Genomic DNA, 22,272 nt, shown 5'->3' on the forward strand with positions numbered 1-22,272 from the left:
TTGCCGGCCCGGGCCCCTCACGTGACTCGGCAGGCTGCCCGGGCCCCTCACCTCAGTAGCTCGGCAGGCTGCGCGGGCCCAGGTCGGTGCGGGGCGCCGGCGGGGCCAGCCGGACGGTGGCGCCGAGGACGGAGAGCCCGCGCGGCGCGACCACCACCGGCTCCAGGGAGACGGCGACCACCTCGGGGTGGTCGTCGACGAGGCGGGAGACCCGGAGCAGTACCTCTTCGAGGGCCGGGGTGTCGACGGGGGCGGAGCCGCGCCAGCCGAAGAGCAGCGGGGCGGTGCGGAGCGAGCGGACGAGTTCGGAGACGTCCCGGTCGGTCGCGGGGACCAGCCGGTGGGCCGTGTCGCCGAGCAGCTCGGAGGCGGCGCCCGAGAGCCCGAAGGAGAGGACGGCGCCGACGGCCGGGTCGATCGCGGAGCGGACGACGGTGTCGACGCCCCGGGGCACCATCGCCTGGACGACAGGCTGGATCTCCTCGGGCTTGCCGAGGACCTCGGTCAGCTCGGCGTAGGCCGTGCGGAGCTGTTCCTCGGTCGCCAGGTCCAGGCGGACGCCCCCGAGGTCGGGGCGGTGGCGGAGGTGGGGAGCGGTCGTCTTGAGGGCGACGGGGTAGCCGAGCCGGCCGGCGGCGGCGACAGCCGCGTCGGGGGTGGGGGCGGGCAGGGTCGGCAGGACGGCGATGCCGTACCGCCCGAGCAGTTCCCCCGCCTGCTCGGTGCCGAGGGTCACGCCCCGGGGGTCGGCCTCGGCGGCGCCGAGGACCCGCTCGATGAGGGCGGCGGCCCCGGCCTCGTCGATGTCCTCGAATTCGGGCACCCGCCCGGGATCGGCGGCCTGCCGCCGCCACTGCCCGTACCGTACGGCCTCGGCCAGCGCCCGCACGGCCCGCTCGGCGGCGGGGTAGGAGGGAATGGCGGCGGGCGGGGCGGACCGGTCAGGAGGGGTGGCGCCGGACGTCACCGGGTCCGGACCGGACACCACCGGGCCAGGGCCGGACACCGCGGGGGCCGGACCGGACGCCACCGGAGCGGACGCCACCGGACCGGGACCGGCCGCGGCGGGGCCGGAACCGGACCCGTCCCGACCGGGCTCCGGCGCGGTGGGCCCGGCCTCCGCCGGGGGACCGGCCTGCCGGGGGCCCGAGGTGGTGGCGCTCCGCCCCGGCGCCGCGGGGCGGGTGCTCGTGGCGACCGCGAGGGCCTCGGCGAGGCCGCCCATCTCGACGTGGACGACGACGACCGGCTTCGTCGGGACGGCGGCGGAGGCGACGGCCTCGCGGAGGGCGGCCGCGAGGACCTCCCCGTCGCCGAACTCGGTCGCGCCGTTCTCGCCGACCCAGGGGATGGCGGTCACCACGACCGCGTCGGAGGTCTCGTCGGCGAGCGCCGCCGCGAGGGCCTCCCGGAAGTCGGCCGGTTCCGCCGCCGTCGTCAGGTCGAGCGGCCGCAGCGGCCGCAGCCCCTCGGTCAGGCAGGCGTCGTAGGTGAGGAGGCCGAGGGACTCGGAGTTGCCGAGGATCGCGACGCGGGGCCCGGCGGGCAGCGGCTGGGCGGCGAGGAGCAGTCCGGCGTCGACGAGTTCGGTGACGGTGTCGACGCGGATGACGCCGGCCTGGCGCAGCAGTGCGGAGACCGTGGCGTGCGGGATGCGGGTGACCGGCACCCGGTGGCCGGGCGGGGCGCTGCCGCTGTGGCGCGCGCCCTTGACGACGACGACCGGCTTGACGGCGGCGGTGCGGCGGGCGAGCCGGGTGAACTTGCGGGGGTTGCCGATCGACTCCAGGTAGAGCAGGACGACGTCGGTCCCGGGGTCGTCGTACCAGTGCTGGAGGAAGTCGTTGCCGGAGACGTCGGCGCGGTTGCCGGCCGAGATGAAGGAGGAGAGGCCGGCGCCCCGCCGGTGGAGTCCGGCGAGGAGGGCGATGCCGATGGCGCCGGACTGGGTGAAGAGCCCGATCCGCCCGGCGGCGGGCATCTGCGGGGCGAGGGAGGCGTTGAGCCGCACGTCGGCGGAGGTGTTGATGATGCCGAAGGCGTTGGGCCCGATGATCCGCATGCCGTACGAGCGGGCCTGCCGGACGAGCTGGCGCTGGCGCTCGCGGCCGGCGGCCCCGCTCTCGGCGTATCCGGCGGAGAGGACGACGAGGCCCCGCACACCGTGCTCGCCGCAGTCGGCGACGGCCTCCGGCACCCGTTCGGCGGGGACGGCGACGACCGCGAGGTCGACGGGCTCGCCGATGGCACCGACGGAGGGGTGGGCGGGGACTCCGTCGAACTCGGTGGCGCCGTCGCCGTCGGAGAGCGCGGCGTTGACCGCGTACACGCGTCCGGCGAAGCCGGCCCCGATGAGGTTGCGCAGCACGGTCCGGCCGACGCCGCCGGGGGCGCGGCCGGCACCGACGACGGCGACGGACCGGGGGGTGAGGAGGCGCTGCACGGAGCGGGCCTCGGCCCGCTGTTCCCGGGCGCGCTGGACGGCGAGGGAGCGGTCGGTGGGTTCGAGGTCGAGGTGGAGCCGTACGGAGCCGTCCTCGAAGCTGCGCTTCTGGGTGTAGCCCGCGTCGGTGAAGACCTTGATCATCTTGGTGTTGGCGGGGAGGACCTCCGCGGCAAAGCGCCGGATGTCCCGCTCGCGCGCGACCGCCGCGATGTGTTCGAGCAGCGCGGAGGCGACTCCGCGGCCCTGATGGGCGTCCTGGACGAGGAAGGCGACCTCGGCCTCGTCCGCCGGGGCGGAGGCGGGCAGGCCGCGGTCGTTGATGCGGTCGTAGCGCACGGTGGCGATGAACTCGCCGCCGACGGTCGCCGCGAGTCCGACCCGGTCCACGAAGTCGTGGTGGGTGAAGCGGTGGACGTCCTTGGCCGAGAGACGCGGATAGGGCGCGAAGAAGCGGTAGTACTTCGACTCGTCCGAGACCTGCTCGTAGAAGCTGACGAGCCGGTCGGCGTCGTCGGCGGTGATGGGCCTGATGCGCGCGGTGCCGCCGTCCCGCAGGACCACGTCCGCTTCCCAGTGGTCGGGGTAGTCGTGGTCCGGTGGCCCCGGACGCGCCGGTCGTGCCGGTGGTTCCGCCGCTTGCGACTGCTCCGACGCGCTCTGCATGGGGTCAGCCTACGACCGCGACACGACAGTGGCACCGGTCGCGCGGCGGGTGCGCGCCGTGCAAGGTAGGGGCAACGCCGTGCGCGGTGGGAGCGGGCCGAAAGGCGGTCCGATCCGGGCCGAAGGTCGGCGCGAGCACGGAGCATCCCGTGAGAGACTGGTCTAGACAACCCCTGAAGACTTGAAGGGCAACACCATGGCTGAGCGCCGCGTCAACGTCGGCTGGGCCGAGGGCCTCCACGCCCGCCCCGCGTCCATCTTCGTCCGTGCCGCCACGGCTTCCGGCGTTCCGGTGACGATCGCCAAGTCCGACGGCACCCCGGTGAACGCCGCCTCCATGCTCGCGGTGCTCGGCCTGGGCGCGCAGGGCGGCGAGGAGATCGTCCTCGCCTCGGAGGCCGACGGCGCCGAGGCCGCTCTGGACCGTCTGGCGAAGCTGGTCGCCGAGGGCCTGAACGAGCTCCCCGAGACCGTCTGACCCGGGTCGCCCCACCCCGTAGGACGAAAGGCCGTGCCCGCCGGAATTCCGGTGGTCACGGCCTTTCGCTATTCCTCTCCGGGCAGCACGAGGCGACTTTCGGGCAGCCGGAGACGACACCGGATCACGGCACGCGAAATCCCGAAGAATTCCTATTCTTTGTATACGGTGTGCGCGTTAATTCCGGGCACTCGCCGTGTTGACTGCGTGTTGCGAAACCCTCACACGGCCGCGCTCCGGCCTTTTGAGGCGGTGCAGCGGGTACGAGCGCTCCGCGTGCAGCGCCGTCAGGGACCGCGCCCGCTCGGCGTCGCCGCGCGCCACGGCGTCCACGATCGCGCCGTGCTCGGCCCAGGCCTCCACCGGATGGGCGGGCTGCTCGACCGCGTACGTCCAGGCGATCTTGTGCCGCAGCTGGGTCAGCAGCGCCGTCAGGGCCGGGCTGCCGGAGGCCTGTGCGAGCGTCTCGTGGAACCAGCCGCCGAGGGAGCGCAGATCCTCGCCCTGGCCGCGCCTGGCCCGCTCCTGACCGAGCCTGACCAGGCCGCGCAACACCTTGAGGTGGGCCTCCGTGCGGCGCTGGGCGGCGCGGGCGGCCCCCAGCGGTTCGAGCAGCGCCCGCATGTCGAGCAGATCGGCCGCCTCCTGGTCGGTGGGCTCGGCGACGTGCGCGCCCGCGTGGCGGCGGGTGACGACGAAGCCCTCGGACTCCAGGGTGCGCAGGGCCTCCCGGACCGGGACGCGGGACACCCCGTACCGGCGGGCCAGCTGTTCCTCGGTCAGCCGGCTGCCCCGCTCGAAGACGCCGGAGACGATGTCGTCCCGGATCGCCGTGCATACCGAGTGCGCGGGAATGCGCATGTCCGACCTCCGCCTTGGGTCTGCGCGAGTCAATTCGAGCGGCGCCTGTTCTGCGCCCGATCTGCGACTCTATTGCAGCTCGCCGGAATTTCCGATGCCCCAGCGGAATATGGCCGCCTTTTGACCGACGAAAAGCCCCGGCTCAGTACGAGCCGGGGCTTTTGCGACGCGCGGTGGTCCCGCCGCGCCGGGTGGTCTCGGGTCAGACGTCGACGCCGCGCGCCCGGAGGTAGGCGACCGGGTTGATGTCGGAGCCGTACTCGGCGGTCGACCGCGCCTCGAAGTGGAGGTGCGGGCCGGTCGAGTTGCCGGTGGAGCCGGAGACGCCGATCCGCTGGCCGGGCTCGACGGTCTGGCCGACGTGGACCCCGACGGAGGCGAGGTGACCGTACTGGGTGAACGTGCCGTCGTTCATCCGGATGACGATGTTGTTGCCGTACGCGCCGCCCCAGCCGGCCTCGACGACGGTGCCGGAACCGACGGAGACGACGCTGCTGCCGTAGGCGGCGTGGAAGTCGATGCCGGAGTGGCTGCCGGAGGACCAGAGGGAGCCGCCGGTCTGGTAGCCGGTGGAGACGTACGTGCCGGCGACGGGGAGCTGGAAGGAGGCGAGGCGGCGGCGCTCGGCCTCACGGGCGGCACGCTCCTTCTCCGCCCGGATCTCCTTGGCGCGGGCCTCGGCCTTGCGCTCCGCCTCGGCCTGGGCCTTCGCCTTGGCGGCGGCCTCGAAGGCCTCCCGCTCCTGGGCGGCGGCCTGGGCGTTGAGCCGGTCGACGAGGGAGTCCTCGGTGATCACCTTGGTGAGCCCGGTGTCCTCGGCGGAGCGGGGCTCCGTGTCGGCGGCGAGCGCCGGGGAGGCGAGGGTTCCGATGACGCCGGTGGTGGCCAGCGTCGCGGCGCCGGCGAAGCCCACGCTGCGGCGCGCCATCCGGCTCGGACCACGATGCTTCCCGGTGGCACGGGTGAACGCCATGTAGGGGCTGATCCTTTCCTTCCCTCTCGCCTACCGGGTTAGCTGACGGGTTCGGAGCAGGAAGGTCTCCTACGAGCTCCTCCGTACGAGACGAAGGCGCCCGATTCACCCCAGGGACGTGGGTCCCCGGCTCCCCAGGCTCGCGCCTGACGGGGACTCGGCGATGTCTGTCCGATGCCGCGGGTGCGGCACGTGCAACTGACGAACAGACGGCCCGACGCTATGCGGATCGTCTTTCAATCACCAACCAGACCGGCTTTTTGTAAGACATGCCACAGGGCAAACGATCACCGTCACCCCCAATACGGACAAAAGGGAGGACCCCGACGAACTAGGCCGCCGGGGTCCTCCGTTGTCGTGTCAGAGGCCGGAATCAGCCCGTCACGACGGTCACTTCACCGATGCCGAGCGCCCGCACCGGCTCCGCGATCTGCGCCGCGTCACCCACGAGCACGGTGACGAGCCGGTCCACCGGGAACGCGCTGACCACGGCCGCGGTCGCCTCGACCGTGCCGGTCTCGGCCAGGCGCGCGTACAACTGGGCCTGGTAGTCGTCCGGGAGGTGCTGCTCGACCTGGTCGGCGAGCGTCCCGGCGACGGAGGCCGCCGTCTCGTACTTGAGCGGCGCGACGCCCACCAGGTTCTGCACGGCCGTCTCGCGCTCGGCGTCCGTGAGGCCCTCCGCGGCGAGCGTCCGCAGCACCTTCCACAGGTCGTCGAGGGCCGGACCGGTGTTGGGGGTGTCCACGGAACCGCTGATGGCGAGCATCGAGGCGCCGTTCCCCCCGGCGTCGGAGCGGAGCACCTGCCCGAACGCCCGCACGCCGTACGTGTAGCCCTTCTCCTCGCGCAGGACCCGGTCGAGCCGCGAGGTGAGGGTGCCGCCGAGGCAGTACGTCCCCAGGACCTGGGCCGGCCAGACCGAGGCGTGCCGGTCCGAGCCGATCCGGCCGATCAGCAACTGGGTCTGGACGGCGCCGGGACGGTCCACGATGACGACCCGTCCGGTGTCGTCGGCGGTGATCGGCGGCATGGGGAGCGGCTCGCCCGGCTCGCCCGTCCAGGCGCCCAGTGTCTCCGCGAGGACCTTGTCCAGGTCGACGCCGGTCAGGTCGCCCACGACCACGGCGGTGGCCGTGGCGGGCCGGACGTACGCCTCGAAGAAGGCACGGACCGAGGCCGCGTCGATCGCCGCGACGGTCTCCTCGGTGCCCTGGCGCGGCCGGGACATCCGGGACTCCGCCGGGAAAAGCTCCTTGGAGAGCTGCTTGGCGGCGCGGCGGCCCGGGTTGGCCGTCTCGTGCGGGATCTCGTCCAGACGGTTGCGGACCAGGCGCTCGATCTCGGTGTCGAGGAACGCCGGCGCGATCAGGGCCTCGGAGAGCAGCCCGAGCGCCTTGGGCAGCCGGGAGACCGGAACCTCCAGGGAGACCCGTACGCCCGGGTGGTCGGCGTGCGCGTCGAGCGTGGCGCCGCAGCGCTCCAACTCGGCCGCGAACTCCTCGGCGCTGCGCTGGTCCGTGCCCTCGGAGAGCGCGCGGGCCATGATGGTGGCGACCCCGTCGAGACCGGCGGGCTCGGCGTCCAGCGGGGCCGGCAGGAAGATCTCCACGGCCACGACCTGCTGGCCGGGCCGGTGGCTGGTCAGCAGCGTCAGGCCGTTGTCCAGGGCTCCGCGGTCGGGGGCCGGGAAGGCCCACGGCCGGGCGGCGCCCGGCTCCGGCTGCGGGTGGAAGTCCATGCTCGTCAAAGACGCGGCAGCGTCGGTCACTGGTCCGCTCCCTCTTCGTCGTCGTCGCCGTTGTCGCCCCGCTCGGTCGCCAGGGGCTCGTAGACCAGGACCGCGCGGTTGTCGGGGCGCAGCGCGGCCGCGGCGGCGGCCCGCACCTCCTCGGCGGTGACGGCCAGGACCCGGTCGACGGCGGTGAGGGCGAGCTGCGGGTCGCCGAACAGCACGGCGTACCGGCACAGTTCGTCCGCCCGGCCGGCGACGGTGCCGAGCCGGTCGAGCCACTCGCGCTCCAACTGGGCCTGCGCGCGCTCCATCTCCTCGTCCGTGGGGCCCTCGGCGGCGAACCGGGCGAGCTCCTCGTCCACGGCCGCCTCGATCTGAGGGACCTCGACGCCTCCGGACGTCTTGACGTCCAGCCAGCCGAGCGAGGGCGCGCCGGCGAGCCGCAGCAGGCCGAAGCCGGCGGCGACGGCCGTGCGGTCGCGGCGGACCAGCCGGTTGTGGAGCCGGGAGGACTCGCCGCCGCCGAGGACCGTCAGGGCCAGGTCGGCGGCGTCGCACGCACGCGTGCCGTCGTGCGGCAGCCGGTAGGCGGCCATCAGCGCGCGGGCCGGGACCTCCTCCTCGACGACCTCGCGCAGCTGCTCGCCGATCACCTCGGGCAGCTCGCCGGAGCGCGGCGCGGGCTTGCCGTCGTGGCCGGGGATGGAGCCGAAGTACTTCTCGACCCAGGCGAGGGTCTCCTCCGGGTCGATGTCGCCGACGACGGACAGCACCGCGTTGTTCGGGGCGTAGTACGTGCGGAAGAAGTTCCGCGCGTCCTCCAGGGTGGCCGCGTCCAGGTCGGCCATGGAGCCGATCGGCGTGTGGTGGTACGGGTGGCCCTCCGGGTAGGCGAGGGCGGTCAGCTTCTCGAAGGCCGTGCCGTACGGCACGTTGTCGTAGCGCTGGCGGCGCTCGTTCTTGACGACGTCCCGCTGGTTCTCCATGGACTCGTCGTCCAGGGCGGCGAGCAGCGAGCCCATGCGGTCGGCCTCCAGCCAGAGCGCGAGCTCCAGCTGGTGCGTGGGCATGGTCTCGAAGTAGTTGGTGCGCTCGAAGCTCGTCGTGCCGTTGAGCGAGCCTCCCGCGCCCTGCACCAGCTCGAAGTGCCCGTTCCCGTGGACCTGCTTCGAGCCCTGGAACATCAGGTGCTCGAAGAGGTGGGCGAGGCCCGTGCGGCCCGGGACCTCGTGACGCGAGCCGACGTCGTACCAGAGGCAGACCGCGGCGACCGGGGTCAGGTGGTCCTCCGAGAGCACCACACGCAGGCCGTTCGCCAACCGGTGCTCGGTCGCTGTCAGGCCGCCGGAGCCGGCCTCGGCCGTGGCCGTGTGACCCATGGGCATGTACGTCCCTTCGATCGCGATGTGAAAAGGTCCTGCCACTGTATGCAAGCGCGCCGACACCTGGCGAAGTTCCCGCCCCCTCGAGATGTCCCTCGTCCGGGTCGCGGTCGGCGTTGTCGGTGGCACGGTCCACAATGGTCCGCGTCAGATCAACCATGTTGGTGAAGGAGCCGCAGCCGCGATGGCCCGCCGCAGCACGAAGACACCGCCGCCGGACGACGCGTTCGAGGAGCGAATCCTCGACATCGACGTCGTCGACGAGATGCAGGGCTCCTTCCTCGAGTACGCGTACTCGGTGATCTACTCGCGCGCCCTGCCGGACGCCCGCGACGGCATGAAGCCGGTCCAGCGCCGCATCGTCTACCAGATGGGCGAGATGGGGCTCCGCCCCGACCGCGGCTTCGTCAAGTGCGCCCGCGTCGTCGGCGAGGTGATGGGCAAGCTCCACCCGCACGGCGACGCGTCGATCTACGACGCGATGGTCCGCATGGCGCAGCCGTTCTCCATGCGCCTCCCCCTCGTCGACGGCCACGGCAACTTCGGTTCCCTCGGCAACGACGACCCGCCGGCCGCGATGCGGTACACCGAGTCGCGGATGGCCCCGGCCGCCCTGCTCATGACCGACTCCATCGACGAGGACACGGTCGACTTCACGCCGAACTACGACGGCCAGGAGCGGGAGCCGGTGGCCCTGCCCGCCGCCTACCCGAACCTGCTGGTCAACGGCGCGTCGGGCATCGCGGTCGGTATGGCGACCAACATGCCCCCGCACAACCTCGGCGAGGTCATCGCGGCCGCCCGTCACCTGATCCGCCACCCCGGCGCCGACCTCGAGACGCTGATGCGCTTCGTGCCCGGCCCCGACCTGCCGACCGGCGGCCGGATCGTCGGCCTGACCGGCATCAAGGACGCGTACGAGTCGGGCCGCGGCACCTTCAAGATCCGCGCCACGACGAGCGTGGAGACGGTGACGGCCCGCCGCAAGGGCATCGTCGTGACCGAGCTGCCGTTCACGGTCGGCCCCGAGAAGGTCATCTCCAAGATCAAGGACCTCGTCGGCTCCAAGAAGCTCCAGGGCATCGCCGACGTCAAGGACCTCACCGACCGCAGCCACGGGCTCCGCCTGGTCATCGAGATCAAGAACGGCTTCGTGCCCGAGGCGGTCCTGGAGCAGCTCTACAAGCTGACGCCGATGGAGGAGTCCTTCGGCATCAACAACGTGGCGCTCGTCGACGGCCAGCCGCTCACGCTCGGCCTCAAGGAACTCCTGGAGGTCTACCTCGACCACCGCTTCGAGGTCGTCCGGCGGCGCTCCGAGTTCCGCCGTACCAAGAAGCGGGACCGGCTCCACCTGGTGGACGGCCTGCTCGTCGCGCTGCTCGACATCGACGAGGTCATCCGGATCATCCGGGAGAGCGATAACTCGGCGCAGGCCAAGGAGCGCCTGATCGAGCGCTTCTCGCTGAGCGAGATCCAGACGCAGTACATCCTGGACACCCCGCTGCGCCGCCTCACCAAGTTCGACCGCCTTGAACTGGAGAGCGAGCGCGACCGGCTCAACGGCGAGATCGACGAGCTGACCGGGATCCTCGACTCCGACGCGGAGCTCCGCAAGCTGGTCTCGGCGGAACTGGCCGCGGTCGCCAAGAAGTTCGCCACGGACCGGCGTACGGTCCTGCTCGAATCGGCGGGCGCGCCCGTCACCGCCGTCTCCCTGGAGGTCGCGGACGACCCGTGCCGGGTGCTGCTCTCCTCCACCGGCCTGCTGGCCCGCACGGCGACGGCGGAACTGCCCGCCGTCGACCCGGACGCGGCACGGACCAAGCACGACGTGATCGTGTCGGCGGTGGCGGCCACCCAGCGCGGCGACGTCGGAGCGGTGACCTCGGCCGGACGCCTGCTGCGCCTCGCGGTGATCGACCTGCCGCAGCTGCCCGACACCCACAGCGCGCCCAACCTGGCGGGCGGCGCGCAGCTGTCCGAGTTCCTCTCCCTGGAGGCCGACGAGACGGTGGTCTGCCTGACCACGCTCGACGAGGCCTCGCCGGGACTCGCCCTCGGCACGCTCCAGGGCGTGGTGAAGCGCGTGGTCCCGGACTACCCGGCGAACAAGGACGAGCTGGAGGTCATCACCCTCAAGGAGGGCGACCGGATCGTCGGCGGGACGGAGCTGCGGACGGGCGAGGAGGACCTGGTCTTCATCACCTCCGACGCCCAGCTCCTGCGCTACCCGGCCTCGCAGGTACGGCCCCAGGGCCGGCCGGCGGGCGGCATGGCGGGCGTCAAGCTCACGGCGGGCGCCGAGGTGCTGTCGTTCACGGCGGTCGACCCGGCGGCGGACGCCGTCGTCTTCACCGTCGCGGGCTCCACGGGCACCCTGGACTCCTCGGCGGGTACGTCGGCGAAGCTGACCCCCTTCGACCAGTACCCGCGCAAGGGCCGCGCGACCGGCGGCGTCCGCTGCCAGCGCTTCCTGAAGGGCGAGGACGTCCTGATCCTGGCCTGGGCGGGTACGACCCCGGCCCGCGCCGCGCAGAAGACCGGCACCCCGGTGTCCCTCCCGGAGATCGACCCCCGCCGCGACGGCTCGGGCACCCCGCTCGCCCACCCGGTGGACGTGGTGGCGAGCCCGACGGCCTGACCGGCCGGACCGACGGGAACAGGACGGGACCTCGTCCGGCAGCCGCGCTGCCGGCCGGGGCCCCGTCTCTAGGGACCACCGGACGGGCCCCCCGGCCGACCGGTAGCGTCGGGCCCGGCGACCGGCCGGAGGCTGCTCCGGCACGTCTGACGCCCGAGTGAAGGTGGCCGCGTTGACGGACGAAGCATTCAGCATCGACAAGCGCCCGCTCCGCGATCTGCTCCGGCAGGTCGAAGAGGGCAGAGCGCAGCTCCCCGAGTTCCAGCGGGGCTGGGTGTGGCCCCATCCGAACATCACTGCGTTGCTGGCGTCTGTGTCGCAGGGATTCCCGGTCGGCACGGTCATGACATTGCAGGCCGGCGGGGACGTCCGCTTCAAGCACCGCCCGATCGAGGGGGCCACCCCTCCCCTGGGCACCGAGCCGGAGACTCTCGTCCTCGACGGCCAGCAGCGCCTCACCTCGCTCTTCCAGTCGATCAAGCTCGGCACGCCCGTGGTGACCCAGGACGTGCGCAAGCACCGGGTGACCGGCTGGTTCTACGTCGACATGCGCGCGGTCCTGGACGAGCAGACCGACCGCGAGGACGCGATCCGCTTTCTTCCGGAGGACCGGATCGTCAAGAACTTCCGCGGCGAGGTGCTCCACGACTACTCGACCCGGGAGAAGGAGTACGAGGCTCACCTCTTCCCGCTGAGCTCCGTCCTCGACCCTTACGACTGGCGGAGGGGCTTCGAGGAGCACTGGTGGGACCGGGACAAGGAGAGTCTGCGCGTCTGGAGGCGGTTCGAAGAGAGGTTCGTCATGAACTTCGACCGCTACCAGGTGCCCGTCATCTCCCTCGGCAAGAACACCGCCCGTCAGGCCGTCTGCCAGGTCTTCGAGAACGTCAACACCGGCGGGGTCTCCCTGACCGTCTTCGAGCTCCTCACCGCCACCTTCGCGGCCGACGAGTTCGACCTCAGGCGGCACTGGGAGAAGGAGGTCAAGGCGTCCTGGCATGCACCCGAGTACCGCATCATCAAGGACGTGTCGAACACCGACTTCCTCCAGTCGGTGACCCTGCTCGCCACCTCCGCCCGGCGCGACGACGCCGTGGCCCGCGGGGTGGCGGAGGACCGGCTCCCCCGTATCGGCTGCAAGCGCAAGGACATGCTGGAGCTGCGCCTCGACGAGTACGAGCGCTTCGCGCCCCTGGTTGTCCAGGGGTTCAAGCGCGCGGCGAAGTTCCTGCACCAGCAGTTCGTCTTCGACACCCGGTTCCTGCCGTACGGCACCCAGCTCATCCCGCTCGCCGCGATCCTGGCGCTCGCGGGCGAGGACGCGCAGAGTGCCGGGGCCCAGCACAAGCTCGCCCGCTGGTACTGGTGCGGAGTCTTCGGCGAGCTGTACGGCGGCTCGACCGAGACCCGCTTCAGCCACGACCTGCCGGACGTCGTCGGCTGGATCCGGGGCACCTCGGGCGAACCCCGCACCATCGAGGCCGCGGAGTTCGCGCCCAGCCGGCTCCTGACCCTACGGACCCGGAACAGCGCCGCGTACAAGGGCATCTACGCCCTGCTGCTCAAGGCCGGCGCCATGGACTGGCGCACCGGCGAGAAGGCGGAGATCACCGGCTACTTCGACGAGTCGATCGACATCCACCACATCTTCCCGAAGGTGTGGTGCGAGACGGCGGGGAAGGACCCGGCGCGTTACAACTCCATCGTCAACAAGACCCCGTTGACCGCTCGCACGAACCGGATCATCGGCGGCAACGCGCCCTCCGACTACCTGGTGAAGCTCGCCAGGAGCGCGGAGTCGACGCCGGAGGTGGTCCACGGGCACATCCGGTCCCACCTCGTCGCCCCTGAGCTCATGGCGCTCGACGACTTCCCGGCGTTCTTCGCCGCCCGGAAGGCCGCCCTGCTCGCGCGGGTCTCCTCCGAGATGGGCAAGGTCATCGTGGACGACGGTGCGGACACCGTCGCCCTCGAAGAGGTCGGCGTCGACATCGACGCCGAGGAACTCGCGGAGGCCGTCTGATCCTCGCGCGCCGCATCCGGCGGGTCGGCACGCGGCGGATCGGTCAGGCGGGTTCCTCCTCCACCGTCCGCTGTACGTAGCGCAGGACGCCCCACATGCCGGTCTCGTCGGGGACGTCCTGCGGGCCGTGCTGCTCGCACTCCGCCAGCTCCTTGCGCAGCCCGGCCGCGTCGACGCCGGAACCGATCAGGACGAGCTGGGTGAGCCGCTCCTCGCCCTCGGGCCACCGCTCGGGGTAGAAGCGCAGGAAGCGGCCGACGGCGTGCACGGTGTAACGGTTGTCCGGATCCGCGGCGCCGAAGTCGACGAAGCCCTTGATCCGGTAGAGGCCTTCGGGCCTGGCGTCGAGGAAGGCCATCAGGCGACGGGGGTGGAGCGGGGTCGCGGCGGTCAGCGAGACGGTCTCGTAGGTCGCGTGGGGGTGGGCGTGCGCGCCGTACGAGCCGCCCCCGCCGCCTCCCTCTTCTCCGCCGTCTCCGCCGCCGCCGTCGCCGTCGCCGTACAGGATGTCCTCGATGGACATCTGCCCCGCGATCTCCCCCTCGGGGACCACCCGGTCGAAGAGCAGCTCGGGGTCGATCCGTCCGTGCGTGGTGTCGATCACGACGGCCTTCCCGGCCAGGCCGCCCACCGTCTCGTGGACGGCGCGCAGCTCGTCCCCGGTGACCCGGTCGGACTTGTTCACGACCACGAGGTCGGCGATCGGCAGGTGACGGTCGGTCTCGGGGTGCCGCCGCCGCGTGGCGGGGAACTCGGCCGCGTCGACGACCTGGACGAGCCCTCCGTACACGATCCGCTCGTTCTCGCTGGCGAGCACCATGCGAACCAGCTCCTGCGGCTCGGCGAGGCCGCTCGCCTCGATCACGATCACGTCGAGCCGTGACTCGGGGCGGGTGAGGACCTCCAGGTACTCGTCGAGTTCGCTCGCGTCGACGGCGCAGCAGAGGCAGCCGTTGCCCAGGGATACGGTGGAACCGACCTGACCGGCGACGCTCATCGCGTCGATGCCGATGTCACCGAAGTCGTTGACCATGACGCCGATACGGGTACCCCGGGCGCTGCGCAGCAGGTGGTTGAGGAGCGTGGTCTTCCCTGCCCCGAGGAACCCGGCCAGGACGACGACGGGGATCTGCTGCGTGGTCAAGGGACGTGCCTCCGGTTCCTTCGGGTCCCACGGTCGTGGGAAACCCCCAGGATAGGCAATCCGACGTCCCCCACCCCGCGCCCGCACCTCGCGGCGGAGCCGCCGAGAGGTGTGAGGCGTCCGCGATCGGGGATCCGCCTCTCGGGTGAGGGCGGAACCCTCACCCGCGCCTCGCCATTTCCGGTCGCCGCGCGCGGCCCCGTACCTTTTCCCGCATGAGCCCCGCACAGACCAGCCCCCCGCGCCCCCTCGCGCGCCGCCGGCGGTTCGGGTGGCCCCAGCGGGTGTTCTCGCAGGTCCTGCTGATGCAGCTGGCCATCGCGACCGGCGTGACCGTGCTCGCCACCGGGCTCTTCCTGGCCCCGCTCAGCGCCCAGCTCGACGACCAGGCCATGCGGCGGGCCCTCGCCATCGCCGGGACCGCGGCCTCGCCCCGGCTGGCCGCGGACCTCACCGGCACTCAGCCCTCCGCGCGGGGCCCGGTGCAGACGGAGGCCGAGCGGATCAGGACCTCCACGGGCGCCGAGTACGTCGTGGTCATGGACGCGCGCGGGGTGCGCTGGTCGCACACCGATCCCACCGAGATCGGCAGGCGCGTCTCCACCGACCCCAGCACGGTCCTCGCCGGGCGCGAGGTGATGGAGATCGACAGCGGCACCCTGGGCCGCTCGGCGCGCGGCAAGACGCCGCTGCGGGACGCGGACGGGCGGATCGTCGGCGCGATCTCGGTGGGCATCGAGTACGACAGCGTCCGGGACCGGCTTCTCGGCGCGATCCCGGGCCTCCTCGCCTACGCGGGCGGGGCGCTCGCGGCCGGGGCCCTGGCCGCGTACCTGATCTCCCGGCGCCTCCAGCGGCAGACCCATGACCTGGCCTTCTCCGACATCTCCGCGCTTCTCGCCGAACGCGAGGCCATGCTGCACGGCATCCGCGAAGGGGTCGTGGCCATCGACCGCCACGGCTCCGTACGGCTCGTGAACGACGAGGCGCAGCGGCTCCTCGGCCTCGGCCCCGAGGCCGCGGGCCGGCCGCTCGACGAGGTCCTCGGCCGGGGGCGTACCGCCGACGTCCTCGCGGGCCGGGTGACCGGCGACGACCTCGTCACCGTCCGGGGCCACCGGGTGCTGATCGCCAACCGGATGCCGACCGACGACGGCGGCGCCGTGGCGACCCTCCGCGACCGCACCGAGCTGGAGCGGCTCGGGCGCGAGCTGGACTCCACCCGGGGGCTCATCGACGCCCTTCGCGCCCAGGACCACGAGCACGCCAACCGGATGCACACCCTCCTCGGGCTCCTGGAGCTGGAGATGCACGAGGAGGCGGTGGAGTTCGTGACCGAGGTGGTCGGGGTGCACCGGGCCACCGCCGAGCAGGTCACGGAGAGGGTCCACGACCCGTTGCTCGCGGCGCTTCTGGTCGGTAAGGGCACCGTCGCCGCCGAACGCGGCGTCTCGCTGCGGCTCGCTCCCGACTCGCTGCTCCCGGACCGGCTCGTCGACCCGCGCGAACTGGTCACCGTCGTCGGCAACCTGGTCGACAACGCCCTGGACGCCGTCGCCGGCATCCCGGGGGCCCTGATCGACCTCTCGTTCCGCACCGAGGGGCGTACGGTCGTGCTGCGGGTCACCGACAGCGGCCCGGGGGTTCCGGAGGAGCACCGCGAGCTGATCTTCACCGAGGGCTGGTCGACGAAGGCGCTTCCGTCCCACGGAAAGCGCGGCCTCGGTCTCGCTCTGGTGCGCCGGCTCGCCGAGCGGCGGGGCGGCACCGCCCGCGTGGCGGAGGGTCCCGACGGCGGCGCCGAGTTCACCGTCGTCCTCCCGGACGCGCTGACCGACCCGGAGCCGACCCCGTCGGTCCCTGCCCGGGCCCCCACCCCCACACCCCCTCGCACCCCGACCCCGACCCAGGCTGCGAAGTCCGCCGAGGAGGCACGATGATCGACGTCCTCGTCGTGGACGACGACGTGCTGGTGGCCCGGATCAACGCCGCCTACGTCACCAAGGTGCCCGGCTTCCGCGTCGCCGCCACCGCCCACTCGACCGCCGAGGCGCTCGCCGCCCTGGACGGAGCGCCGGTGGACCTGATCCTCCTCGACCACTACCTGCCCGACGAGAACGGACTCGCGGCCGTACGGGAACTCCGCGCACGCGGCCACCAGTGCGACGTGATCATGGTGACGGCGGCCCGGGACGTCGCCACCGTGCAGGCGGCCATGCGGCACGGAGCCCTGCAGTACCTGGTCAAGCCGTTCAACTTCGCCGGACTGCGCGCCAAGCTGGAGGCGTACGCGACGCTGCGCCGCACCCTGGAGAACGGGGGCGAGGCGGAGCAGGCGGAGGTGGACCGGATCTACGGGGTCCTGGCGGCCGGCGCGGTCGCCCCCGACCTACCGAAGGGGCACTCCCCCACCACGGCCGAACTGGTCCGGCAGGTCCTGCTCGCCGCCGACGGGCCGCTGTCCGCCCAGGAGATCGCCGAGCGGGCCGGCGTCAGCCGCCAGACGGCGCAGCGCTATCTCAAGCTCCTCGAACGCACCGGCCGGGTCCGCCTCTCCCTCCGGTACGGCGAGACGGGCCGCCCCGAACACCGCTACGCCTGGACCAGCTCCCCCTCCACGGGCTGAGGCCGCTCCGCGGCGGACGTGAGGGCCTCCGGGCTCCCGACCCGCCCGGCTCCGGTCAGACCGCTCCCGCTCCGGTGAGCGCCCTGACCTCGGTCTCGGCATGCCGTGCCTCGTCGGGCGGCTCCGACGAGGTGACCGTCCCGAGCCAGCCGGCGAGGAAGCCGAGCGGAATCGAGACCACTCCCGGGTTCTGCAGCGGGAAGAGGCGGAAGTCGACGCCGGGGAACAGTGCCTCGGGCGTGCCGGAGACGACCGGCGAGACCACGACGAGCAGCACGGCGGGGATCAGCCCGCCGTACACCGACCAGACCGCGCCCCGGGTGGTGAACTTCCGCCAGAACAGCGAGTAGAGCAGCACCGGCAGGTTGGCGGAGGCCGCGACCGCGAAGGCCAGGCCGACGAGGAAGGCCACGTTGAGGTCGCGGGCGAGCAGCCCGAGGCCGATGGCGGCGGCGCCGATCACCGCCGCGGCGACCCGGGCCACGGTCACCTCGCTGTACTGCTTCGCGTGCCGGCGGCGCAGCGAGGCGTAGAGGTCGTGGGCGACCGAGGCCGAGGAGGCGAGCGTGATCCCCGCGACGACGGCGAGGATGGTGGCGAACGCCACCGCCGCAACGATCGCGAAGAGCACGGTGCCTCCGGTGGAACCCGCTCCCCCGCCGAGGTCGAGGGCGAGCAGCGGCACGGCCGTGTTCCCGGACGCGTTGGAGGCGCGGACCTCGTCGGGGCCGATGAGGGCGGCCGCTCCGAAGCCGAGCACGATGGTCATCAGGTAGAAGCCGCCGATGAGCCCGATGGACCAGACGACGGAACGACGGGCGGCCCGGGCGGTCGGCACCGTGTAGAAGCGCGACAGGATGTGGGGCAGGCCCGCCGTGCCCAGGACCAGGGCGATGCCGAGGCTGATGAAGTCGAGGCGGGCCGTCCAGTCACCGCCGTAGCGGAGGCCGGGGGCGAGGAAGTCCACTCCGTGGCCGCTGCGTTCGGCCGCGGTCGCGAGCAGGCTGTTCACGTCGCCGTGGAACCGGAGCAGGACGAGCACGGTGAGCGTGATCGTGCCCGCCATGAGCAGGACCGCCTTGACGATCTGGATCCAGGTGGTGGCCCGCATGCCGCCGAGCGACACGTAGATCACCATCAGCGCGCCGACGCCGATCACCGTCCACGAGCGGGCCGCCTCGCTGGTACCCCCGAGCAGCAGTGCGACCAGGCTTCCGGCGCCCACCATCTGGGCCACGAGGTAGAGCACGGAGACGGTCACCGAGGAGGTTCCGGCGGCGATCCGTACCGGCCGCTCGGCCATCCGCGCGGCGACGACGTCGGCCAGCGTGAACCGGCCGCAGTTGCGGACCAGTTCGGCCACGAGCAGCAGGACGACCAGCCAGGCGACGAGGAAGCCGACGGAGTACAGCATGCCGTCGTAGCCGTAGAGCGCGATCAGCCCGGAGATGCCGAGGAAGGAGGCCGCGGACATGTAGTCGCCCGCGATGGCGAATCCGTTCTCCAGAGGGGAGAACAGCCTGCCGCCCGCGTAGAACTCCTCCGCCGAACCACGCCGGTTGCGGCTCACCCACGTGGTGATCCCCAGGGTGACGGCGATGAACACGCTGAACAGCACGAGCGCCAGGGTCTGGTGGTCTCCGGTCACGGCTGCGCCACCCCTCGGGTCATCTCCTGGGTGTCCCAGCGCAGGTCCAGTGCGGCCCGGTCCCTGCGCAGCCGCGCGTGGCGCGCGTAGGCCCAGGTCAGCAGGAAGGTCGTGAGGAACTGTGCGAGCCCCGCGATCATCGCCACGTTCACCACCCCGGCCACCGGCCGGGCCATGAGTCCGGGTGCGGCGGTCGCCGCCACGACATAGGCGAGGTACCAGAGGAGGAACGCGAGGGCGGCGGGGAACACGAACCGGCGGTAGCGGCTGCGCACTTCCTGGAAGGCGGGGCTGCGCTGTACCTCCAGGTAGATCTCCGCCGCGCTGTGGACCCGCTGCCGCGGCACCGCGTCGGGGCAGCTGTCACCGGGCGCCCCGGCTCCCTCCCGCTCGCCCCCGCCGGAGGCCGTCGCGTCGTACCAGGGGTCGTCGACCGGCCTCGCCGAAGCGCCGAGCCCCTCCTGCTTGTCCACCTGCTCCACCGGCCAACTCTCCTTGTCAGCGAACCGTTTCGGCCGCTTGCCCAAGGATGGACAGAGCGGGAAGATCCCGGACTCTTCTCCTCCTCCTGTTCACCCCATCAGGTGACTCTTCCGCCCGGTGACCTGACGGGACCGAGCTGATATGCGTACCGACACGACCGCGGCCGCCCGCTCTCCGTGGAGAGCGGGCGGCCGCGTGACCGATCCGTGGGTGGTGCGCCTCAGGCGTCGATGCGCGAGCGGTCGAGGGTCGCCGCCGAGCCGGTGATGAACTCCTTGCGAGGCGCCACGTCGTTGCCCATGAGCAGGTCGAACACCTGCTCCGCCGCGTCCAGGTCGCCGATGTTGATCCGGCGCAGGGTGCGGTGGCGCGGGTCCATCGTGGTCTCCGCGAGCTGGTCGGCGTCCATCTCACCGAGGCCCTTGTAGCGCTGGATGGAGTCCTTGTAGCGGACCCCCTTGCGCTGGAACTCCAGCAGGGTCTGCCGCAGCTCGTTGTCCGAGTACGTGTAGACGTACTTGTCCTGGCCCTTCTTGGGCTGGACCAGCTCGATGCGGTGCAGCGGGGGCACGGCGGCGAAGACCCGTCCGGCCTCGACCATGGGCCGCATGTAGCGCTGGAAGAGCGTCAGCAGCAGGCACCGGATGTGGGCGCCGTCGACGTCGGCGTCGACCAGGAGGACGATCTTCCCGTAGCGGGCCGCGTCGATGTCGAAGGTGCGGCCCGAGCCGGCTCCTATGACCTGGATGATCGCCCCGCACTCGGCGTTCTTCAGCATGTCCGAGACGGACGACTTCTGGACGTTGAGGATCTTGCCGCGGATCGGCAGCAGGGCCTGGAACTCGCTGTTGCGGGCGAGCTTGGCCGTGCCGAGGGCCGAGTCTCCCTCGACGATGAAGAGCTCGCTGCGCTCCACGTCGTCGCTGCGGCAGTCGGCCAGCTTGGCGGGCAGGGAGGAGGACTCGAGCGCGGTCTTCCGGCGCTGCGCGTCCTTGTGCTGGCGGGCCGCGATCCGGGTGCGGGCGGCCGCGACGGCCTTCTCCAGGACGGCGCGGGCCTGGGCCTTGTCGTCCCGCTTGGTGGAGGTGAGGAAGGCCTTGAGCTCCTTGGCGACCACGTTGGCCACGATCCGCCGGGCGGCGGACGTACCGAGGACCTCCTTGGTCTGCCCCTCGAACTGCGGCTCCGCGAGGCGGACCGTCACGACGGCCGTGAGCCCTTCCAGGGCGTCGTCCTTGACGATGTCGTCCTCGGCGACGCGCAGCATCTTGGCCGAGCGCAGCACCTCGTTCACCGTCTTGGTGACGGCCTGCTCGAAGCCCGAGACGTGGGTGCCGCCCTTGGGGGTGGCGATGATGTTGACGAAGGACTTGACCGCGCTGTCGTAGCCGGTGCCCCAGCGCAGCGCGACGTCGACGGCGAGCTCACGGGTGACCTCGGTCGGGGTCATGTGGCCGCGCTCGTCGAGGACGGGGACGGTCTCCTTGAAGGTTCCCTGTCCGGTGAGGCGCTGGATGTCACAGACGGCCTTGTCCTGCGCCAGGTACTCGCAGAACTCGCTGATGCCGCCGTCGAAGCGGAACGTCTCCTCGCTCTTGCCGATCCCCGCCAGGTCACGCTCGTCGCGGACGACGATCGTGAGGCCGGGCACGAGGAAGGCGGTCTGCCGGGCGCGCTGGTGCAGCGTCTCCAGGGAGAGCTTGGCGTCCTTGAGGAAGATCTGCCGGTCCGCCCAGTAGCGGACGCGGGTTCCGGTGCGGTTCTTGGGGACGCGCTTGCCCTTGAGGAGGCCGTTGCCCGGATCGAAGGGGCTGTCGGGGCCCTGCTCGGTGAAGATGCCCGGGACACCGCGGCGGAAGCTGATCGTGTGCGTGGCGCTGTTCCGGTCGACCTCGACGTCGAGGCGGGCCGAGAGGGCGTTGACCACCGAGGCGCCGACGCCGTGCAGGCCGCCGGAGGCGGCGTAGGAGCCGCCGCCGAACTTTCCGCCGGCGTGCAGCTTGGTCATGACGACCTCGACTCCGGAGAGTCCGGTCTTCGGCTCGACGTCGACCGGGATGCCGCGGCCGTTGTCCCGGACCTCCACCGAGCCGTCCTCGTGGAGGATGACCTCGATGTGGTCGCAGTAGCCACCGAGGGCCTCGTCGACCGAGTTGTCGATGATCTCCCAGATGCAGTGCATCAGGCCGCGGCTGTCGGTGGACCCGATGTACATTCCGGGGCGCTTGCGGACCGCTTCGAGCCCCTCGAGTACGAGCAGGTGCCGCGCGGTGTAGTTGGAAGCGTCACGGTCTGCGGTCAGCAGCGCACTGGACGGCACGGACGTTTCGGCGGTCACGCGGTTCGCTCCTCGCTGAATTTGAAATCTGGCCCGATGGGGTAAGGCCCGGCGTCGGTCACCGGTCAGAGGGTACCGATGCCTGGTAGAGCCGTTGTAACGCCACCCTCCCCGATTCCTCATGCTAGTCCAGCGTCGCATGGATGTTCGATCCCTCGATGGGGTGACGCGAACATCACGTTCCCTTCCAGGCATGAACCATTTAGGCTCCGGGCACGTCCTCATCAACAACCGGCAACCACGCCGGGAGGACTGACCGACACAAGCAACGCGAAATCCGTAGAGCGACGCAATACGGCTCATTCGCCGCCAACCGGCAGCAGACAGCCACCTTGGGAAGAAGTTTCAAGGAAAAGCCACGAGCGGGAACGTTTTCGGCCTGGTTGGATGTTGACCCTGGTACGACAGCTCGTCGAGCTAGAGAAGAGGCGACGTGACTACTGTTCTGACCCCTGCGAGCCCCCTGACGGCCGCTGACCGCTGCGACCGCTGCGGCGCCCAGGCGTACCTGCGCGTCGTCCTGACCAGCGGAGGTGACTTGCTCTTCTGCGCCCACCACGGACGTAAGTTCGAGCCGGAACTCAAGAAGATCGCCGTTGAGATACAGGATGAGACGGACCGCCTGACGGACGTGCCGGCCCGCACGCAGGGCGACGACCACTGACGCCTCGCATCCACGACGAGCACAGATCCGGCCACTGACCACTGACCGGACAACGGGCGGTCACCCCCGCATCACAAGGGGGGTGACCGCCCGTTCTCGTATCCACGACGGAGGGCCGGGGTCCCTGAACTCCGCCCCTCGCCACCGCGCGGCCCCGCAAGCTC

At 71.8% G+C, this 22,272-nt stretch carries 15 protein-coding genes and 1 riboswitch; of the genes, 6 read left to right on the top strand and 9 right to left on the bottom strand.

Annotation, left to right across the window (positions count from 1 at the left end):
* Window positions 1–52: 52 nt before the first annotated feature.
* Entirely contained in the window at window positions 53–3,109 is a 3,057-nt protein-coding gene (locus ACRRSS_RS26690; protein WP_435973643.1) for a GNAT family N-acetyltransferase, read from the bottom strand.
* 196 nt (window positions 3,110–3,305) lie between these two features.
* Between ACRRSS_RS26690 and ACRRSS_RS26695 the strand changes: the two genes are divergently transcribed.
* Entirely contained in the window at window positions 3,306–3,587 is a 282-nt protein-coding gene (locus ACRRSS_RS26695; RefSeq protein ID WP_435973644.1) for an HPr family phosphocarrier protein, read from the top strand.
* Window positions 3,588–3,764: 177 nt separating this feature from the next.
* Here the strand turns inward: ACRRSS_RS26695 and ACRRSS_RS26700 are convergent, their stop codons facing one another.
* The 4 genes from ACRRSS_RS26700 to ACRRSS_RS26715 all read right to left on the bottom strand — a co-directional run bounded on the left by ACRRSS_RS26700 (window position 3,765) and on the right by ACRRSS_RS26715 (window position 8,541).
* Window positions 3,765–4,448, bottom strand: coding sequence for a GntR family transcriptional regulator (locus tag ACRRSS_RS26700; RefSeq protein WP_351902135.1), 684 nt, complete (start codon window positions 4,446–4,448; stop codon window positions 3,765–3,767).
* Window positions 4,449–4,650: 202 nt separating this feature from the next.
* A complete protein-coding gene (locus ACRRSS_RS26705; protein WP_435973645.1) occupies window positions 4,651–5,421 on the bottom strand; it encodes a M23 family metallopeptidase in 771 nt (256 codons plus the stop codon).
* Between the two features lie 12 nt (window positions 5,422–5,433).
* Window positions 5,434–5,594, bottom strand: a riboswitch (cyclic di-AMP (ydaO/yuaA leader).
* Between the two features lie 200 nt (window positions 5,595–5,794).
* Window positions 5,795–7,162 carry a M16 family metallopeptidase gene (locus ACRRSS_RS26710; protein WP_435975429.1) on the bottom strand — a complete coding sequence of 456 codons (1,368 nt, stop codon included), beginning with the start codon at window positions 7,160–7,162 and terminating at the stop codon, window positions 5,795–5,797.
* Between the two features lie 26 nt (window positions 7,163–7,188).
* The gene (locus ACRRSS_RS26715; protein ID WP_435973646.1) at window positions 7,189–8,541 is read right to left on the bottom strand and encodes a M16 family metallopeptidase; all 1,353 of its coding nucleotides are present in this window, start codon (window positions 8,539–8,541) and stop codon (window positions 7,189–7,191) included.
* A 181-nt stretch (window positions 8,542–8,722) separates the two neighbouring features.
* Between ACRRSS_RS26715 and ACRRSS_RS26720 the strand changes: the two genes are divergently transcribed.
* Window positions 8,723–11,182 (top strand): DNA gyrase/topoisomerase IV subunit A, encoded by a 2,460-nt coding sequence (locus ACRRSS_RS26720; RefSeq protein WP_435973647.1) that lies wholly within the window; start codon window positions 8,723–8,725, stop codon window positions 11,180–11,182.
* 172 nt (window positions 11,183–11,354) lie between these two features.
* On the top strand, window positions 11,355–13,205 hold the full coding sequence (locus ACRRSS_RS26725) for a GmrSD restriction endonuclease domain-containing protein (protein ID WP_435973648.1): 1,851 nt from the start codon (window positions 11,355–11,357) through the stop codon (window positions 13,203–13,205).
* Window positions 13,206–13,248: 43 nt separating this feature from the next.
* Here ACRRSS_RS26725 and ACRRSS_RS26730 read toward each other — a convergent pair whose 3' ends face one another.
* The gene (locus ACRRSS_RS26730) at window positions 13,249–14,349 is read right to left on the bottom strand and encodes a CobW family GTP-binding protein (RefSeq protein WP_435973649.1); all 1,101 of its coding nucleotides are present in this window, start codon (window positions 14,347–14,349) and stop codon (window positions 13,249–13,251) included.
* 215 nt (window positions 14,350–14,564) lie between these two features.
* Here ACRRSS_RS26730 and ACRRSS_RS26735 point away from each other — a divergent pair, with 215 nt between their 5' ends.
* Both ACRRSS_RS26735 and ACRRSS_RS26740 read left to right on the top strand, forming a co-directional pair.
* On the top strand, window positions 14,565–16,289 hold the full coding sequence (locus ACRRSS_RS26735; protein WP_435973650.1) for a sensor histidine kinase: 1,725 nt from the start codon (window positions 14,565–14,567) through the stop codon (window positions 16,287–16,289).
* Window positions 16,286–16,975, top strand: coding sequence for a DUF7342 family protein (locus ACRRSS_RS26740; RefSeq protein WP_435973651.1), 690 nt, complete (start codon window positions 16,286–16,288; stop codon window positions 16,973–16,975). Before ACRRSS_RS26735 ends, ACRRSS_RS26740 begins: the two co-directional genes overlap by 4 nt.
* A gap of 55 nt (window positions 16,976–17,030) precedes the next feature.
* Here the strand turns inward: ACRRSS_RS26740 and ACRRSS_RS26745 are convergent, their stop codons facing one another.
* The 3 genes from ACRRSS_RS26745 to ACRRSS_RS26755 all read right to left on the bottom strand — a co-directional run bounded on the left by ACRRSS_RS26745 (window position 17,031) and on the right by ACRRSS_RS26755 (window position 21,444).
* The gene (locus ACRRSS_RS26745) at window positions 17,031–18,623 is read right to left on the bottom strand and encodes a solute symporter family protein (RefSeq protein WP_435973652.1); all 1,593 of its coding nucleotides are present in this window, start codon (window positions 18,621–18,623) and stop codon (window positions 17,031–17,033) included.
* The gene (locus ACRRSS_RS26750) at window positions 18,620–19,105 is read right to left on the bottom strand and encodes a DUF485 domain-containing protein (protein ID WP_435973653.1); all 486 of its coding nucleotides are present in this window, start codon (window positions 19,103–19,105) and stop codon (window positions 18,620–18,622) included. The genes ACRRSS_RS26745 and ACRRSS_RS26750 overlap by 4 nt, the downstream gene beginning before the upstream one ends.
* 221 nt (window positions 19,106–19,326) lie before the next feature.
* On the bottom strand, window positions 19,327–21,444 hold the full coding sequence (locus ACRRSS_RS26755; protein WP_435973654.1) for a DNA gyrase/topoisomerase IV subunit B: 2,118 nt from the start codon (window positions 21,442–21,444) through the stop codon (window positions 19,327–19,329).
* Window positions 21,445–21,877: 433 nt separating this feature from the next.
* Here ACRRSS_RS26755 and ACRRSS_RS26760 point away from each other — a divergent pair, with 433 nt between their 5' ends.
* Window positions 21,878–22,108, top strand: coding sequence for a DUF7455 domain-containing protein (locus ACRRSS_RS26760; RefSeq protein ID WP_015036683.1), 231 nt, complete (start codon window positions 21,878–21,880; stop codon window positions 22,106–22,108).
* Window positions 22,109–22,272: the final 164 nt, after the last annotated feature.

This window comes from Streptomyces sp. Qhu_M48 (assembly GCF_051305195.1).
Classification (GTDB): domain Bacteria; phylum Actinomycetota; class Actinomycetes; order Streptomycetales; family Streptomycetaceae; genus Streptomyces.